Here is a 16,367-nt window from a genome sequence, read left to right as displayed (position 1 = left end):
ACATTTGCCTCAGTGTCTCAAAGGTCGTCAGGTGCGCGAAATACTTTTTCCGACGTAGGATTACCGGAAAATGCATATGGCGGGGAAGGTATATAAAGGAGAGAAGGAAAACGATTGCGCTTTTTTTGCCGCAGGTCAATTCCCTTTCTGTGCGAGATCGCACATAATACGCCCCCGGTTTGCACACCGGGAATCCAGGAGAGTTCATGTACTATCCCTTCGTTCGTAAAGCACTTTTTCAGCTCGATCCAGAGCGCGCTCATGAATTAACGTTTCAACAATTACGCCGAGTCACCGGTACGCCGCTGGAAGCGCTTGTGCGTCAGAAAGTGCCGGAAAAGCCGGTTACCTGCATGGGGCTGACGTTCAAAAACCCTCTGGGTTTGGCGGCAGGTCTGGATAAAGATGGTGAATGTATTGATGCCTTAGGCGCTATGGGATTTGGTTCGATCGAGATCGGCACCGTGACGCCGCGTCCGCAGCCGGGTAACGATAAGCCGCGTCTGTTCCGCCTCGTTGACGCCGAAGGTCTGATTAACCGTATGGGCTTCAATAACCACGGCGTAGATAACCTGGTAGAAAACGTTAAAAAAGCGCATTTCGACGGTATTCTGGGTATTAATATCGGTAAGAATAAAGATACCCCTGTTGAGCACGGCAAAGATGACTATCTGATTTGTATGGAAAAAATCTATGCCTACGCGGGTTATATTGCGATTAACATTTCATCGCCAAATACCCCAGGCCTGCGCACGCTGCAATATGGCGACGCGCTCGACGATCTGCTTTCCGGTATTAAAAATAAACAATCTGAGTTGCAGGAAAAACATCATAAATATGTTCCTGTGGCGGTGAAGATCGCGCCGGATCTTTCTCATAAAGAGTTGATCCAGGTGGCCGACAGTTTAGTTCGCCATAATATTGATGGGGTAATTGCCACCAATACCACATTGGATCGTTCTCTGGTTCAGGGGATGAAACATTGTGATGAAACCGGTGGTTTAAGCGGTCGTCCATTACAATTAAAAAGCACCGAAATTATTCGTATGCTGTCCGCCGAATTAAAAGGTCAGTTGCCTATTATTGGTGTTGGCGGTATCGACTCGGTGATAGCGGCCCGCGAGAAGATGGCGGCTGGCGCGTCACTGGTGCAGATTTATTCCGGCTTTATTTTTAAAGGCCCACCGCTGATTAAAGAAATCGTCACCCACATCTAGTCTTTTTCCCAGTAATGTGATCCAGGGCTTTATTTCCAGCCCTGGTTGCTTTATATTTCCTTATTGTTGCTTATTTAGACATATTGGTCTTTTATTATTTAGGGCGACAATTAACGCAATGGAAGAACAAACGCTGCACGGGATGCAAAAATGATGGGGGAGAAAAATGCGAATTAAACCTGATGATAACTGGCGCTGGTATTATGATGAAGAGCACGATCGCATGATGCTCGATTTAGCCAACGGCATGTTGTTTCGCTCGCGTTTTGCTCGCCGCATGTTAACTCCCGATGCTTTTGAACCCACCGGATTTTGCGTTGATGACGCCGCACTCTATTTCTCTTTTGAAGAAAAATGTCGCGATCTGCTGTTGTCTAAAGAACATCGCGCCGAGTTGATTCTTAACGCCCTGGTAGCGATTCGTTTCCTGAAACCCCAAATGCCAAAAAGCTGGCACTTCCGCGCCCATGATAATGGCTGGACGCCGGTGACCGGCGATGCGGCCAGCGTCTGGCTGAGCGATGACGACAGTCAGGTTAATCTGCTGGTCGTTGAACCGGGTGAAAACGCTGCGCTCTGTTTGCTGGCGCAGCCTGGGCTGGTTCTGGCCGGGCGCACGATGCAACTCGGCGACCCGATCAAAATTATGAACGACAGGCTGCAACCGCAGCCGGGACTGGACGGCTACAGCCTGGAGCAGGCGGTTTAACGGCTCAGTTTTAGCGCCGTTTTGGGAACACAGCTACAGCTCAAAATGGTGCCGTCGGTGCCTACCGCGCTTTTCTTCAACGGATTCACTTCCCCTTCGACCAGCGTCACGCGGCAGCTGCCGCACAGGCCGGCGCGGCAGGAGTAGGGCACGCGAATACCCTGCTGTTCAAGCTGCTCCAGTAAAATTTGCTGATTATTCCCGCTGAAGGTTTTTCCCTCCCACTCGATATCCACCAACGCATTTTGCTGAGCCTGCGGCGCGACGGCATCGTCGGTTTGCCCGGCGGTATAGACTTTTGCGGGCCCGGTGGTGAGGATTTCCACTTCATCCCCCACGCGCACCACGCCGCTGTTGCGGGCAATTAAATTCTGCCCGAAGTCGACGTCGCCGGTGGCTGGATCGGTACGGAACGACTGTAAGGTATTTAGCGGTTCTCCGGCGGGGTGTTTTTGCCCTTTTTCCGGACTGATGGTGGTAAAAATACAGCGGCTGCACGGTTTCACCACGTCAAAAACGACGTCGCCAATGCGGATGGTTTTCCAGCTATCTTCAGCCCAGGCTTCAACGCCGGTCACCACCAGGTTCGGACGGAACTGTTCCATTTGCACGCTGGCTTTGCAGCGTTGTTGCAGGTCGCGTAGCGAAGCTTCGTTAACCAACAGGAACGGAAAACCATCGGCGAAGGAGAGCGGCACCGCATCGTGGCGTTTGACGCGACGCGTGAGGTCAGCACCGAGCCAGCGTAGCTGAACGTCGCGTTTAAAGAACGGCGACAGCCACTGATTAATGGCATCCGGCGCAATACGCGAGGTAAAATGGTTGCCCCATACTTCGGTCGGCGAAGGCTGGCCGGTAAAATCAGCGAAGCGCACCAGCGCGCTGCTGCCGTCGGGCGCGGTAAGATGTAACCCATCGTGCAGCACCGCCGGGGTAAAGCGCACCATTGCCGGGAATTGTCGGGCGGTAATAAAGGTGCCATCGGGTTCGGTGATCATAAAAATGCGGTCAAATGCCAGCCCGCTAATATCGGCAAAGGCATGCGTGAGCCCGATTCCCCGCATGGATTTCACCGGATGTATAAAAAGCCGCGATAATGTAGCCACAACGCTGTCCCTGAGTCGAAAATAAGCCTTTAACTTTATGACATGGGGCGCAGATTGGCTATAATGCGCAACAATTTTCTGCGAGTAAAAGTGACGATATGAATTCTCTGTTTGCCAGTACGGCCCGTGGGCTGGAAGAGCTGTTAAAAACTGAACTGGAAGGCCTGGGCGCCCAAGAGTGCCAGATTGCCCAGGGCGGCGTCCATTTCCAGGGCGACACGCAGCTTCTGTACAAAAGCCTGATGTGGAGCCGTCTGGCGTCGCGCATCATGATGCCGCTGGGAGAATGTAGCGTCTGGAGCGATCTCGATCTGTATCTTGGCGTACAGGCTATTGACTGGACCTCTATCTTCACCCCGGATGCCACCTTCGCGGTCAGCTTCGGCGGCCTGAACGATAGTATTCGTAACAGTCAGTACGGTGCGTTGAAGGTAAAAGATGCAATCGTCGATGCCTTTACGCGCAAAAATTTACCGCGTCCGAACGTCGATCGCGACAATCCGGATCTGCGTATTAACGTGCGCCTCAACAAAGAGACCGCCTATATTTCTCTCGATCTGAGCGGCGAAGGTCTGCACCTTCGCGGCTACCGCGATCGTACCGGTATGGCGCCAATCAAAGAAAACCTGGCGGCGGCTATCGTGATGCGCTCTGGCTGGGTGCCGGGCACGCCGCTGCTCGATCCAATGTGTGGTTCCGGTACGCTGCTGATCGAAGCGGCGATGTGGGCCACCGATCGCGCGCCGGGGCTGCATCGCGGCCACTGGGGCTTTAGCGGCTGGGCACAGCACGACGACGCCGTCTGGAAAGAAGTGAAGGCTGACGCGCAGACCCGCGCACGTGCCGGGCTCGCCGCCTACGAATCCCGTTTCTTTGGTTCTGACGTGGATAGCCGTGTGGTTGAACTGGCGCGCAGTAACGCCCGTCGCGCCGGAATTGGCGAGCTGATCACCTTTGAAGTGAAAGACGTGGCGCAGCTGAGCAACCCGCTGCCGAAAGGCCCGTACGGCACCGTTATCAGCAACCCGCCTTACGGCGAACGTCTGGAAAGCGAACCGGCGTTGATTGCCATGCACAGCCTGCTGGGTCGTAATATGAAAAACCAGTTTGGCGGCTGGAACCTGTCGCTGTTCAGCGCCTCTCCGGAATTGCTGAGCTGCCTGCAATTGCGTGCCGAACGCCAGTTTAAGGCGAAAAACGGCCCGCTGGACTGCGTGCAGAAAAACTATCATCTGACCGAATCGACGGGTGAGAAACCGGCATCGCTGGCGGAAGACTATGCCAACCGCCTGCGTAAAAACCTGAAGAAGTTTGAAAAGTGGGCCAAACAGGAGGGCATCGAATGCTATCGCCTGTACGATGCCGACCTGCCGGAATATAACGTGGCCGTTGACCGCTACGCCGACTGGGTAGTGGTGCAGGAATATGCGCCGCCGAAAACCGTTGATGCTAACAAAGCGCGTCAGCGTCTGTTCGATATCATCGCCGCCACCATCGCGGTGCTGGGGATCGCGCCGAACAAGCTGGTACTGAAAACCCGTGAGCGCCAGAAAGGCAAAAACCAGTATCAGAAGATGAACGAGAAGGGCGACTTCATGCAGGTGAGCGAATATAACGCGCGTCTGTGGGTCAACCTGACCGATTATCTGGATACCGGCCTGTTCCTTGATCACCGTATTGCTCGCCGCATGCTCGGCGAGATGAGTAAAGGCAAAGACTTCCTCAACCTGTTCTCCTACACCGGTAGCGCCAGCGTGCACGCCGGTCTTGGCGGCGCGCGCTCGACCACCACCGTGGATATGTCGCGTACCTACCTCGAGTGGGCGGAACGCAACCTGCGTCTGAACGGCCTGACCGGTCGCGCGCATCGCCTGATGCAGGCGGACGTGCTGGCATGGCTGCGCGATACCGACGAACAGTTTGACGTGATCTTTATCGATCCGCCGACTTTCTCTAACTCCAAGCGCATGGAAGATGCGTTTGACGTCCAGCGCGATCACCTGCGTTTGATGAAGGATCTGAAACGTCTGCTGCGTAAAGGCGGCACTATCATGTTCTCCAACAACAAACGCGGCTTCCGTATGGACCACGACGGCCTGGCAGAACTGGGACTGAAAGCACAAGACATTACCCAGAAAACACAGTCGCAGGATTTTGCCCGTAACCGTCAGATCCACAACTGCTGGCTGATTACCGCAGCCTGAAAGGAATAAAGAATGTCATTAATTAGTATGCATGGCGCCTGGCTGTCGTTCAGCGACGCGCCGCTTCTCGACAACGCCGAGCTGCACATTGAGGATAACGAGCGAGTCTGTCTGGTTGGCCGTAACGGCGCGGGCAAATCGACGCTGATGAAGATCCTTAACCGTGAGCAGGGTCTTGACGATGGGCGTATTGTCTACGAACAGGACCTGGTCGTAGCGCGTCTGCAGCAGGATCCGCCGCGTAACGTGCAGGGTAGCGTGTATGATTTCGTTGCCGAAGGTATCGAAGAACAAGCGGAATACCTCAAACGCTATCACGATATCTCGCACCTGGTGATCACCGATCCGAGCGATAAAAATTTGCAGGAGCTGGCAAAGGTTCAGGAACAGCTGGATCACCACGGCCTGTGGCAGCTCGAAAACCGTATCAACGAAGTGCTGGCGCAGCTTGGGCTGGAGCCCGATATGGAGCTGGCGTCACTGTCGGGCGGCTGGCTGCGTAAAGCGGCGTTGGGCCGCGCACTGGTGAGCGCGCCGCGCGTGCTGCTGCTCGATGAACCGACGAACCACCTGGATATCGAAACCATCGACTGGCTGGAAGGTTTCCTGAAAACCTTTAAAGGCACGATTATCTTCATTTCGCACGACCGTTCGTTTATCCGTAATATGGCGACCCGTATTGTCGATCTCGATCGCGGCAAGCTGGTGACCTATCCGGGTAACTACGATCAGTATCTGATTGAAAAAGAAGAAGCGCTGCGCGTTGAAGAGCTGCAAAATGCCGAGTTCGATCGCAAGCTGGCGCAGGAAGAAGTGTGGATCCGTCAGGGCATTAAGGCGCGTCGTACCCGTAACGAGGGGCGCGTTCGCGCCCTGAAAGCGATGCGTAATGAACGCAGCGCCCGCCGCGAAGTGATGGGCAGCGCGAAGATGCAGGTGGAAGAGGCTTCCCGCTCCGGTAAAATCGTCTTTGAAATGGAAGACGTCAACTATCAGGTTGACGGCAAAGTGCTGGTGAAAGATTTCTCCGCCCAGGTCCAACGCGGCGATAAAATTGCGCTAATCGGCGCGAACGGTTGCGGTAAAACCACGCTGCTGAAGCTGATGCTGGGTCAACTGCAGGCCGATAGCGGCCGTATTCACGTTGGTACCAAGCTGGAAGTCGCCTACTTCGATCAGCATCGCGCCGAGCTGGATCCGGACCGGACGGTGATGGATAACCTGGCGGAAGGTAAACAGGAAGTGATGGTGAACGGTAAGCCGCGCCACGTGCTGGGCTACCTGCAGGACTTCCTGTTCCATCCGAAGCGGGCGATGACTCCGGTGCGCGCGCTATCCGGCGGCGAGCGTAACCGTCTGTTGCTGGCACGTCTGTTCCTCAAGCCAAGTAACCTGTTGATTCTCGATGAACCGACCAACGACCTGGATGTCGAAACCCTTGAACTGCTGGAAGAGCTGATCGACGGCTACCAGGGCACCGTGCTGCTGGTGAGCCACGATCGTCAGTTTGTCGACAATACCGTTACCGAGTGCTGGATCTTCGAAGGTGAAGGGCGCATTGGTCAGTATGTCGGCGGCTATCACGATGCGCGTGGGCAGCAGTCACAGTCACAGGCGCAAAAACAGGCGAATATTAAGAAAACGCCGGAAGTGGTTCAAGCTAAAGCAGAAACTGTCAAACGCGCCAGTAACAAACTAAGCTATAACCTGCAGCGCGAGCTGGAGCAACTGCCGCAGAAACTGGAAACGCTGGAAGCGGAATTAGAGGCGTTACAGGCACAGGTTGCTGACGCAAACTTCTTCAGCCAACCGCATGACCACACCCAAAAGGTGCTGGCCGATCTGTCGCAGGCGGAACAGGCGCTGGAAGAAGCGTTTGAACGATGGGAATATCTGGAAGCGTTGAAAAACGGCGCCTGATTGAGGACTTTTCATGTGCGAACAACATCATGCTGCGCAGCATATTCTGTGCTCACAGTGCGACATGCTGGTGGCGTTGCCGCACCTCGAGTACCGACATAAAGCGACCTGTCCGCGTTGCGGCACGACGCTGACAACCGTGTGGGACGAGCCGAGACGCCGTCCCACCGCCTACGTGCTGGTGGCGCTATTCATGCTGCTGCTGGCCAACCTTTTCCCTTTTATCAGCATGAACGTTGCGGGAGTGACCAGCCAGATTGAACTGCTGGAAATTCCCAGCGTCATGTTCTCGGAAGACTACGCCAGCCTTGGGACGTTCTTCTTGCTGTTTGTGCAACTGGTGCCGGCATTCTGTCTGATTACCATCCTGCTACTGGTAAACCGGGTACCGATGCCCCATCGCCTGAAAGCGTTTCTGGCGCGCGTTCTGTTCACGCTGAAAACGTGGGGGATGGCGGAAATCTTTCTCGCCGGGGTATTGGTGAGTTTTGTGAAATTGATGGCTTACGGCGATATTGGCGTAGGCAGCAGCTTCCTGCCCTGGTGTCTGTTCTGTTTGCTCCAGCTTCGCACCTTCCAGTGCGTCGACCGCCGCTGGCTGTGGGACGATATTGCCCCGATGCCTGCGCTGGCGCAGCCGCTGAAGCCGGGCATCACCGGTATGCGGCAGGGGTTGCGTTCCTGCGCCTGTTGTACGGCCATTTTACCGGTCGACCAACTGGAATGTCCGCGTTGCCACAGCAAAGGCCATGCTCGTCGTAAAAACAGCTTACAGTGGACCATGGCGCTGCTGGTGACGTCGATTATCCTGTATCTTCCCGCCAATATCCTGCCGATCATGATTACCGATCTGCTGGGTGACAAAATGCCGTCGACGATTATTGCCGGGGTGATTTTGTTGTGGAGCGAAGGTTCATATCCGGTCGCAATGGTGATTTTTATCGCCAGTATTATGGTCCCGACGCTGAAGATGATTGCCATTGCCTGGCTGTGTCTGGACGCGAACGGCCTGAAACGGCGTCACCGTGACAGCGAACGCATGCACTTAATCTATGAAGTGGTTGAGTTTGTTGGCCGCTGGTCAATGATTGATGTGTTCGTCATTGCAGTGCTCTCCGCGCTGGTGCGTATTGGGGGGCTAATGAATATTTATCCGGCGATTGGCGCGCTGATGTTCGCGCTGGTTGTCATCATGACCATGTTCTCGGCAATGACGTTTGATCCTCGGCTGTCGTGGGATCGGGAACCTGAGTCAAGCCATGAGGAGTCGTAAAAGCATGGAAACCAAGAGTGGGGAGGCAAAAGTGCAGAAAGTGAAAAACTGGTCTCCCGTTTGGATCTTCCCGATTGTGACCGCGCTGATTGGCGCCTGGATCCTGTTCTATCACTATAGCCATCAGGGGCCAGAGGTGACGTTGATCACCACCAACGCGGAAGGGATCGAGGGCGGTAAAACCCGCATTAAAAGCCGAAGCGTGGACGTTGGCGTGGTAGAAAGCACCACGCTGACCGACGATCTGACCCACGTAGAAATTAAGGCGCGTCTGAATTCCGGAATGGAGAAGCTACTGCATAAAGACTCCGTTTTCTGGGTTGTGAAACCGCAGGTGGGGCGTGAAGGCATTAGCGGCCTTGGCACCTTGCTCTCCGGCGCCTATGTGGAGCTGCAGCCGGGCAAAAAAGGCTCGGTGCTAAATCAGTATCAACTGCTGGACTCGCCGCCGCTGGCGCCGCCAGATGCGAAGGGCATTCGCGTGCTGCTCGACAGCAAAAAGGCCGGGCAGCTAAGCCCCGGCGATCCGGTCCTGTTCCGTGGCTATCGCGTGGGGTCGGTGGAAACCAGTACTTTCGATCCGCAGACCCGTAGCATCAGCTATCAGCTGTTTATAAGCGCGCCGAACGATCGCCTGGTGACCAGTAACGTTCGTTTCTGGAAAGACAGCGGCGTGGCGGTGGATCTGACCTCTGCCGGGATGCGCGTTGAGATGGGGTCGCTGGCGACGCTGTTCAGCGGCGGGGTGAGCTTTGACGTGCCGGAAGGCGTCGATCTGGGCCAGCCGATTGCGGAAAAGACGGCGTTTAAGCTCTACGACGATCAAAAAAGCATTCAGGATTCGCTCTATACCCAGCATATCGACTACCTGATGTTCTTTAAGGATTCTATTCGTGGTCTGCAACCCGGCGCGCCGGTTGAGTTCCGTGGGATTCGCCTCGGTACCGTCGCTAAAGTGCCTTACTTTGTGCCGGGCCTGCGCCAGTCGATTACCGATGATTACCGTATCCCGGTGTTGATCCAGATTGAGCCGGAACGTCTCGCGGCCCAGTTTGGCGATAGCCCGGACGTACGCGGTCATCTGCCGATGCTGATTGAACGCGGGCTACGTGCGGCACTGAAAACCGGTAACCTCGTGACCGGCGCGCTGTACGTCGATCTGGATTTCTATCCAAAAGAGCCGGCGATTGCGAAAATGAAAGAGTTTAGCGGTATGGGGATCATCCCAACCGTCAGCGGCGGTTTGGCGCAGATCCAGCAGCGTCTGATGGAGACGCTGGATAAGATCAACAATCTGCCGTTAACGCCAATGGTGCAACAGGCCACCAATACGCTGTCTGAGAGCCAGAATACGATGCGCCGCCTGCAAACGACGCTGGATAATCTGAACAAGATTACCGCCAGCCAGTCCGCGCAGCAGCTGCCGGGTGACATGCAGAAAACGCTGCGTGAACTGAATCGCAGCATGCAGGGCTTCCAGCCGGGTTCCGCGGCCTATAACAAGATGGTGGCCGATATGCAGCGTCTGGATCAGGTATTGCGTGAACTGCAGCCGGTGCTGAAGACGCTCAATGAGAAGAGCAACGCGCTGGTGTTCGAAGCGAAGGATAAAAAAGATCCAGAGCCTAAGAGGGCAAAATAATGAAAAAGTGGTTAGTCCTGGCTGCGGCCTGCCTGTTGGCGGCCTGCAGCACCACGGAAAATAAAACGTATTATCAGCTGCCGATAGCGACCGGAACGGTACAAAACGGTGCCAGCACCAGCCAACGCATGCTGTGGATAGAGCAGGTCAGTATTCCTGACTTCCTTGCGGGCAGCGGGGTGGTCTACCAGACCAGCGACGTTCAGTACGTGATTGCCAGCAATAATCTGTGGGCCAGCCCGCTGGATCAGCAGCTGCGTACTGCTCTGGTTTCCAACCTGAGCAATCAACTGCCTGGCTGGGTGGTTTCATCGCAGCCGTTGGGCAGCGACCAGGATACGTTGAACGTGTCGGTAAGTGGATTCCATGGCCGCTATGATGGCAAAGTGGTGGTGAGCGGCGAATGGCTGCTCAATCATCAGGGGCAGTTAACCAAGCGTCCATTCCACATCGAACTGGCGCAGCAGCAGGATGGTTATGATGCGATGGTGAAAACTCTGGCCCAGGCCTGGAGTCAGGAAGCCGCGTCTATTGCGCGTACCATCAATCGTTAACCATAAGTAGAATTAATTGTTCTAAGGGCCGCTGTCGGTGTAAAACCGACGGCGGTTTTTTTATGTCTGAGGTCAGCGCCTTACCTGTGCCGCCTCACATTTTTTGTACAAATGTTCTTTTGATTAGCTCACAAATATGACATTGGTGTGAATTCTACGCATTGACGGGGCCATTTTTTAGCGGTATTCGTATTACGTGGCCTGCATATTTTGTAGCCACTGTTTTCTTTTCCACCAGACCAAGATATGAGGGAAACGAGGCATGAAGAGACAAAAACGAGATCGCCTGGAGCGGGCACATCAGCGTGGATATCAGGCCGGCATTACCGGGCGTCCGAAAGAAATGTGTCCTTACCAGACTATAAACCAAAGGTCTTACTGGCTGGGAGGCTGGCGAGAAGCCATGGAGGACAGGGCAGTTATTGCCTGACACTGTCTCTTTAAAAAGAAACCTCCGCACTGCGGAGGTTTCGCCTTTAGATTCATAACACCGATTTATCGCCAGCGTATCGCGGCGTTAAATGGCATCAGAATGCAGAAGTGTCCTGGAACAGACCGACTTTCAGGTCGGTCGCGGAGTAGATCAGGCGACCATCAACCAGCACTTCGCCATCCGCCAGACCCATAATCAGACGACGGTTAACGACGCGCTTGAAGTGAATACGGTAGGTGACTTTTTTCGCGGTCGGCAGAACCTGACCAGTGAATTTCACTTCGCCTACGCCGAGGGCGCGGCCTTTGCCTTCACCGCCCAGCCATCCGAGGTAGAAGCCGACTAACTGCCACATTGCATCCAGGCCCAGGCAGCCAGGCATTACCGGATCGCCGATAAAGTGGCAACCGAAGAACCACAGGTCCGGGTTGATATCCAGCTCGGCTTCAACGTAACCTTTGTCAAAATTGCCGCCGGTTTCGGTCATTTTCACGACACGATCCATCATCAGCATGCTAGGAGCCGGTAACTGTGGGCCTTTCGCGCCGAACAGTTCACCGCGACCAGAGGCAAGAAGGTCTTCTTTTGTATAAGATTCGCGTTTATCTACCATGTTTTCAGTAAGCCTTATTTTAAGTTCGGGACGCAGGATAGCTAACACGTGTACGCTGAACAAGTCCGATCAGTTGGAATTCGACCGGTTTAACCAGCGTAACGGCCACGGATAGCGGCAGCGAGGCTCCTGCTGCGTGGCTTGTGCGATGCGTTCCTGAATAGTTTGCAACAGCGTCTGACCTTCGCCGTCCCAGTTGAGCTGCGTCAGAAGCGGCAGCGCATCGGTGACGTCATCAATGGCCCAGATAGAGAACTCGCCGGCTTCGACGGCTTCCTGCACCTCGGTGGCAAGGCTTAGATGGCGCACGTTGGCAGAAGGGATAATCACTCCCTGTTTGCCGGTCAGGCCACGTTGGGCGCAGATAGCGAAGAAACCTTCAATTTTTTCGTTCAGCCCGCCGACCGGCTGAGCGCGGCCAAACTGGTCAACGGAACCGGTCATGGCAATGCTCTGATTGATTGGCACGTTAGCCAATGCGCTAATCAGCGCGCACAGCTCGGCCATTGAGGCGCTATCGCCATCGACCTCGCTGTATGACTGCTCAAAGGTGAGTGAAGCGGAGAAGGGGATCTGCTGATCCAGATCGAGCTCGGCCATCAGGAATGCCTGCATCAGCATCATGCCTTTGGCATGGATGTTACCGCCAAGCTCGGCCTTACGTTCAACGTCGGTAAATTCGCCATCACCAATATGCACGACGCAGCTAATGCGTGAAGGCTCGCCAAACGGGCGCGGGTGCCCCGGGAAATCGATCACCGACAGGGCATTTATCTGCCCAATGCATTCGCCTTCGGTTTCAATCAGAATTTGTTCAAGCAGGATTTCATCCTGCATGCGCTCGGCGAGGAAACCTTCGCGCCACTGACGCTGGGTGAGCATGGTTCTCAGCTGCTCGGCGTTGATAACGGCGTCAGAGGTAAACGGCGCGGCTTCACGTAGCTGGCGGCTAATCCATAGCGGGCAGAGCGGCATGATCTCCTGATCGCCGGTATAGCGTGCGCCTTCCTGCATCAGCAGCGGCCAGGCATCGGCGGCCAGGCCCGGCAGGGATTTCTCACGCGCTACCTGCCACACCCACTGGCACCACTGGCGCAGGGTCTCTTCGTCGGCGAGCTGCAGACTGTCTTCGAACTCGCTGTACAGCGAGGATTCAGTCAATTCGGGCTCCATCTCCTGGAAGTCGGCCAGCGATTCTCGTTCGCCCACGAGGATGACTTTCAGGTTGATTGGCATGGAAGGAATGCTGATCGGCAGCGGACGGGCGTCATCGAAGGTCAGCCAGTCAAAGCGCTGCTGAAGGACCTGATTCTTTAAACGCATCCACAGCAGCGGCTGCGACATCAGCGTGCGCAACGGCAGCACGAGGATGCCGCCGTTGGCTTGATGCACCAGGCCAGGCTGTAAACTGATTTCGCCGTTAAACTGGCGTACGCAGCCAAAGAGCTGTTCAGCTTCAACCCAGTCGGCGAAAATAACAGGCCCCTGGCTGGCAAACGTATCATCGGCGCTGCGCGCAGGCGTCATCGTGACCTTACCGCCGGTGACCTGATAATCGACGCCCGTCAGGGGCGATTCATCGCTATCGCGCAGAGAGCGTGTTGTTTGCGTCAGCAGGTGCAGATACTCTTTTTCTTCTGGTGCTTTGACCAGCAAGAAAGGGGAGACGCCCTGAGGGTGCAGAAACTGCTCAAGTGCGTAATGTAAACGAGCCTGCAGCTCGCTGAATAAAGAGTCGTTTTCTGAGGCTAAATCAGGCTGGGCAAATAGCGCCTGGAATGCTTCAGTCGCGGGGGCGAGAAAGCGCCGGGAAAGAGTATTTATAGTCAATGTCGCTATTTTTAGTCAGATGTAAAGTGCGTGATTATACCTGATGCCGCGGGGAAGCTCACGGAGAATACAGAAGTATCTTCTGCGGTAGCTTTTATCCCTATCACAGTTGCAGATTTCTTCTCAGCACATTGAGAAAAAACTGTTATCCTGAAAAGAGTTACACGGTCACACTGAGATCGCCATGAAATATCAACAACTGGAAAATCTTGAAAGCGGCTGGAAGTGGAAATACCTGGTGAAAAAACACCGGGAAGGTGAGCCTGTCACCCGCTACATTGAAGCCAGCGCCGCGCAAGAGGCCGTCGATGTTTTGCTGACACTGGAACACGAACCGGTTCAGGTTAATAGCTGGATTGCTCAGCATATTAATCCGCAACTGGTGAACCGTATGAAGCAGACGATACGTGCGCGCCGTAAGCGTCATTTTAACGCCGAGCATCAGCATACCCGTAAGAAATCTATCGACCTGGAATTTGCCGTCTGGCAGAGGCTGGCTGGGCTGGCGCAGCGTCGCGGTAAGACGCTCTCGGAGACGATCGTTCAACTGATTGAAGATGCGGAAAATAAAGAGAAATACGCGAGTAAGATGTCCAGCCTGAAGCAGGATCTCGAGGCCATGCTAGGGAAAGAAAAATAGCCCTGGCTGCGGTCGGGCTCCTCTTTGCTGACAGCAGAAAATGGCCGAAAAAAAACCCCGCAGCGCGGGGTTTTTTTATGAGACGAGAACTTAAGCCGCTGGCTGAGTTACAACGTCTTTAACGCCTTTAACTTCGATCTCTACGCGACGATCCGGTGCCAGGCAGTCGATCAGTGCAGCGCGAGCTTTCACGTTGTCACAGGTGTTGCCGGTAACCGGGTTGGATTCGCCCATGCCACGTGCAGAGATTTTGTCAGACGGGATACCTTTGGAGATCAGGTAATCAACAACGGACTGAGCACGTTTCTCGGACAGACCCTGGTTGTAAGCGTCAGAACCGATGCGGTCAGTGAAGCCCAGAACAACTACGGAACCGTCTTTCGGATCCAGGTTGCTCAGCTGGGAGTACATCTGATCCAGAGCCTGTTTACCTTCCGGTTTCAGGGTTGCTTTGTTGAAGTTGAACAGAACGTCAGACTTCAGAGTGAAGTGTTTGGTCTGTACTTCTGGAGCCGGAGCCGGAGCCGGTGCAACTACCGGAGCAGCAGCATCCTGCTGGCCGAAGCGGTAGGAAACGCCTACGCTCAGCATGCCGTTATCAGGACGTACACCTACAGTGTTTGCGTCGCCGATGTTGTTAACCCACTGGTATTCCAGACGGGTAGCGATGTCACGAGTTACAGCCCACTCAACGCCGCCAGCAAATACTGGGGAAACGCCGGTGTCGTGGTTTTTACCAACACCCTGAGTGTTGTTGTTGGAATCTGCACGCCATACCATACCACCCAGACGAGTGTAGATGTCCAGATCGTCAGTAATCGGGTAGCCCAGTTTAGCAGTCAGCTGAACGCCTTGAGCTTTCAGAGCGCCATTGGTACGGCTGCCGGTGTATTCCATACGGCCCAGCCAGTCGTAACCCATTTCGAAACCAACGTACGGGTTAACCTGGTAACCACCGAACGCGCCTGCGCCCAGCTGGCTGTTGTGGGTAGAACCGTTGTTGTTCAGTTCACTCTGGTACCAACCGGTGTCATGGAACTGGGACCAACCCAGTTTACCACCAGCATACCAGGTGTTGTCTTGCGGAGCGGCCTGCGCTACGGAAGCGAAGCCTGCCAGTGCCACTGCAATCGCGATAGCTGTCTTTTTCATTTTTTGCGCCTCGTTATCATCCAAAATTTGCCATGAAGTTCTAAATAGACTCACGGTTAAATCCTTCCACCGGGGGCGGGGCTTAGTTAAATACTTAGCAGAACTCTGCGGTGTTAAGCTGAGCACCCCTGGCGATGTAAAGTCTACAACGTCGTTGGAAACTTACAAGTGTGAACTCCGTCAGGCTTATGAAAAAAAAAGACTTGTATACGCAATATTTAACAAATGTGTCGAAAAAATAATCGACATAAAATTCGGGAAACCGCATCAGACCAGCATTCTGCCTGTAATCATCCATAAAAACGGACAGATAAAAAAAATGCAAAAAAAATCCCAGGAAAATTCTTAATTTCGCTTAATGGTACAAATTCGAGTGAATTTTTAGCCCATTAAATTGTCCTGTTGGATGTAATGCGGTCTGAACTGGTCGCATAATGAACACCATTGCGTTACCTTCTTCCGCCGCGTTTTGTAAACGAGCATGTTCTTCTACGGACAATTCTTCGCTCAGCCAACCAATAACGACACTATAATTACCGGTACGTGATGCGCGAACCATCGAGTCGAGCATATCGCAGGGTGACATCTGGCGAAGCTGCATGACTTTTGTTAGCGGCAGACCAGAGGCCTGTACCCACTGACGGCTTAACTTCTGCTGCGGCGTGAGCCACAGCTGCCAGCGAGACTGCTGACCTAACTGCTGTAACAATGGCAGCAGTAACAGCTGTGCCATCATCGGTTGATCTTCGCGATAGAGCACTTCACTAATTAAAGCGGCAGGGGTGCTGTTTACCGGAGTAAAAGCATGGGAAGCCGTTGTGGCGGCTGTGACAGAAGAACGATTTACGACACCAGAAGTATACATAGCTAATCCAACCTTGTGGGTTACTGTATGAATATACAGTACTACCCCAAAGTCTAAAGATCAACCTCATTTTCTGAAAGCATCTCGCAAAATTGCACAAGAAATACCCATGATGACAAATTCATCTTGCCGTACCGGTAGAACTTCCCTATGTTGCTTGTTATATGAACGATTAATAAATTTAATGTATTCATGTCCATGATTATTAA

General features: G+C 54.0%; 14 protein-coding genes. 9 read left to right on the top strand and 5 right to left on the bottom strand.

The genetic code is table 11. The annotated features are described in order from the left end of the window. The first annotated feature begins 206 nt into the window (after positions 1–206). On the top strand, positions 207–1,217 hold the full coding sequence (gene pyrD, locus NNN71_RS18435) for a quinone-dependent dihydroorotate dehydrogenase (protein WP_271459069.1): 1,011 nt from the start codon (positions 207–209) through the stop codon (positions 1,215–1,217). 166 nt (positions 1,218–1,383) lie between these two features. Next, on the top strand, positions 1,384–1,926 hold the full coding sequence (gene zapC, locus NNN71_RS18430; RefSeq protein ID WP_163448543.1) for a cell division protein ZapC: 543 nt from the start codon (positions 1,384–1,386) through the stop codon (positions 1,924–1,926). Here zapC and NNN71_RS18425 read toward each other — a convergent pair. After that, the gene (locus tag NNN71_RS18425; RefSeq protein ID WP_271459068.1) at positions 1,923–3,032 is read right to left on the bottom strand and encodes a YcbX family protein; all 1,110 of its coding nucleotides are present in this window, start codon (positions 3,030–3,032) and stop codon (positions 1,923–1,925) included. The genes zapC and NNN71_RS18425 overlap by 4 nt on opposite strands. 98 nt (positions 3,033–3,130) lie before the next feature. Here NNN71_RS18425 and rlmKL point away from each other — a divergent pair, with 98 nt between their 5' ends. The 6 genes from rlmKL (at position 3,131) to rmf (ending at position 11,055) form a co-directional block, all read left to right on the top strand. Beyond that, on the top strand, positions 3,131–5,236 hold the full coding sequence (gene rlmKL, locus NNN71_RS18420) for a bifunctional 23S rRNA (guanine(2069)-N(7))-methyltransferase RlmK/23S rRNA (guanine(2445)-N(2))-methyltransferase RlmL (RefSeq protein WP_163448547.1): 2,106 nt from the start codon (positions 3,131–3,133) through the stop codon (positions 5,234–5,236). Between the two features lie 12 nt (positions 5,237–5,248). Next, positions 5,249–7,156: an ABC transporter ATP-binding protein gene (locus NNN71_RS18415; RefSeq protein ID WP_163448549.1), complete on the top strand. Its 1,908-nt coding sequence runs from the start codon at positions 5,249–5,251 to the stop codon at positions 7,154–7,156. 13 nt (positions 7,157–7,169) lie between these two features. Further along, the gene (pqiA, locus tag NNN71_RS18410; RefSeq protein WP_271459067.1) at positions 7,170–8,429 is read left to right on the top strand and encodes a membrane integrity-associated transporter subunit PqiA; all 1,260 of its coding nucleotides are present in this window, start codon (positions 7,170–7,172) and stop codon (positions 8,427–8,429) included. 4 nt (positions 8,430–8,433) lie between these two features. Beyond that, a complete protein-coding gene (pqiB, locus tag NNN71_RS18405) occupies positions 8,434–10,071 on the top strand; it encodes an intermembrane transport protein PqiB (protein ID WP_163448553.1) in 1,638 nt (545 codons plus the stop codon). After that, entirely contained in the window at positions 10,071–10,625 is a 555-nt protein-coding gene (gene pqiC / locus NNN71_RS18400; protein ID WP_163448555.1) for a membrane integrity-associated transporter subunit PqiC, read from the top strand. Before pqiB ends, pqiC begins: the two co-directional genes overlap by 1 nt. A 262-nt stretch (positions 10,626–10,887) precedes the next feature. Continuing rightward, positions 10,888–11,055, top strand: coding sequence for a ribosome modulation factor (rmf, locus tag NNN71_RS18395; protein WP_163448557.1), 168 nt, complete (start codon positions 10,888–10,890; stop codon positions 11,053–11,055). A gap of 97 nt (positions 11,056–11,152) precedes the next feature. Here rmf and fabA read toward each other — a convergent pair whose 3' ends face one another. Both fabA and NNN71_RS18385 read right to left on the bottom strand, forming a co-directional pair. Then, positions 11,153–11,671: a 3-hydroxyacyl-[acyl-carrier-protein] dehydratase FabA gene (gene fabA / locus NNN71_RS18390; RefSeq protein ID WP_064548854.1), complete on the bottom strand. Its 519-nt coding sequence runs from the start codon at positions 11,669–11,671 to the stop codon at positions 11,153–11,155. Positions 11,672–11,740: 69 nt separating this feature from the next. Then, complete coding sequence (locus NNN71_RS18385) at positions 11,741–13,501, bottom strand: Lon protease family protein (protein ID WP_271459066.1); 1,761 nt, start codon at positions 13,499–13,501, stop codon at positions 11,741–11,743. A gap of 184 nt (positions 13,502–13,685) precedes the next feature. Here NNN71_RS18385 and matP point away from each other — a divergent pair, with 184 nt between their 5' ends. Further along, positions 13,686–14,141, top strand: coding sequence for a macrodomain Ter protein MatP (matP, locus tag NNN71_RS18380; protein ID WP_163448559.1), 456 nt, complete (start codon positions 13,686–13,688; stop codon positions 14,139–14,141). 90 nt (positions 14,142–14,231) lie between these two features. Here the strand turns inward: matP and ompA are convergent, their stop codons facing one another. Further along, a complete protein-coding gene (gene ompA / locus NNN71_RS18375) occupies positions 14,232–15,293 on the bottom strand; it encodes a porin OmpA (RefSeq protein ID WP_163448560.1) in 1,062 nt (353 codons plus the stop codon). Positions 15,294–15,648: 355 nt separating this feature from the next. Next, on the bottom strand, positions 15,649–16,158 hold the full coding sequence (gene sulA / locus NNN71_RS18370) for an SOS-induced cell division inhibitor SulA (RefSeq protein WP_163448561.1): 510 nt from the start codon (positions 16,156–16,158) through the stop codon (positions 15,649–15,651). Between the last annotated feature and the right edge of the window lie 209 nt (positions 16,159–16,367).

Source organism: Kluyvera sp. Awk 3 (genome assembly GCF_028069715.1).
Taxonomy (GTDB): Bacteria; Pseudomonadota; Gammaproteobacteria; order Enterobacterales; family Enterobacteriaceae; genus Kluyvera; species Kluyvera georgiana_A.
This window is presented reverse-complemented; position numbering and strand designations above follow the sequence as displayed.

Coding starts and splice junctions, on each gene's coding strand:
- rlmKL (WP_163448547.1), top strand. CDS start 3,131: ATGAATTCTCTGTTTGCCAGTACGGCCCGTGGGCTGGAAGAGCTGTTA.
- pqiC (WP_163448555.1), top strand. CDS start 10,071: ATGAAAAAGTGGTTAGTCCTGGCTGCGGCCTGCCTGTTGGCGGCCTGC.
- zapC (WP_163448543.1), top strand. CDS start 1,384: ATGCGAATTAAACCTGATGATAACTGGCGCTGGTATTATGATGAAGAG.
- ompA (WP_163448560.1), bottom strand. CDS start 15,293: ATGAAAAAGACAGCTATCGCGATTGCAGTGGCACTGGCAGGCTTCGCT.
- sulA (WP_163448561.1), bottom strand. CDS start 16,158: ATGTATACTTCTGGTGTCGTAAATCGTTCTTCTGTCACAGCCGCCACA.
- pqiB (WP_163448553.1), top strand. CDS start 8,434: ATGGAAACCAAGAGTGGGGAGGCAAAAGTGCAGAAAGTGAAAAACTGG.
- pqiA (WP_271459067.1), top strand. CDS start 7,170: ATGTGCGAACAACATCATGCTGCGCAGCATATTCTGTGCTCACAGTGC.
- pyrD (WP_271459069.1), top strand. CDS start 207: ATGTACTATCCCTTCGTTCGTAAAGCACTTTTTCAGCTCGATCCAGAG.
- fabA (WP_064548854.1), bottom strand. CDS start 11,671: ATGGTAGATAAACGCGAATCTTATACAAAAGAAGACCTTCTTGCCTCT.
- NNN71_RS18415 (WP_163448549.1), top strand. CDS start 5,249: ATGTCATTAATTAGTATGCATGGCGCCTGGCTGTCGTTCAGCGACGCG.
- matP (WP_163448559.1), top strand. CDS start 13,686: ATGAAATATCAACAACTGGAAAATCTTGAAAGCGGCTGGAAGTGGAAA.
- rmf (WP_163448557.1), top strand. CDS start 10,888: ATGAAGAGACAAAAACGAGATCGCCTGGAGCGGGCACATCAGCGTGGA.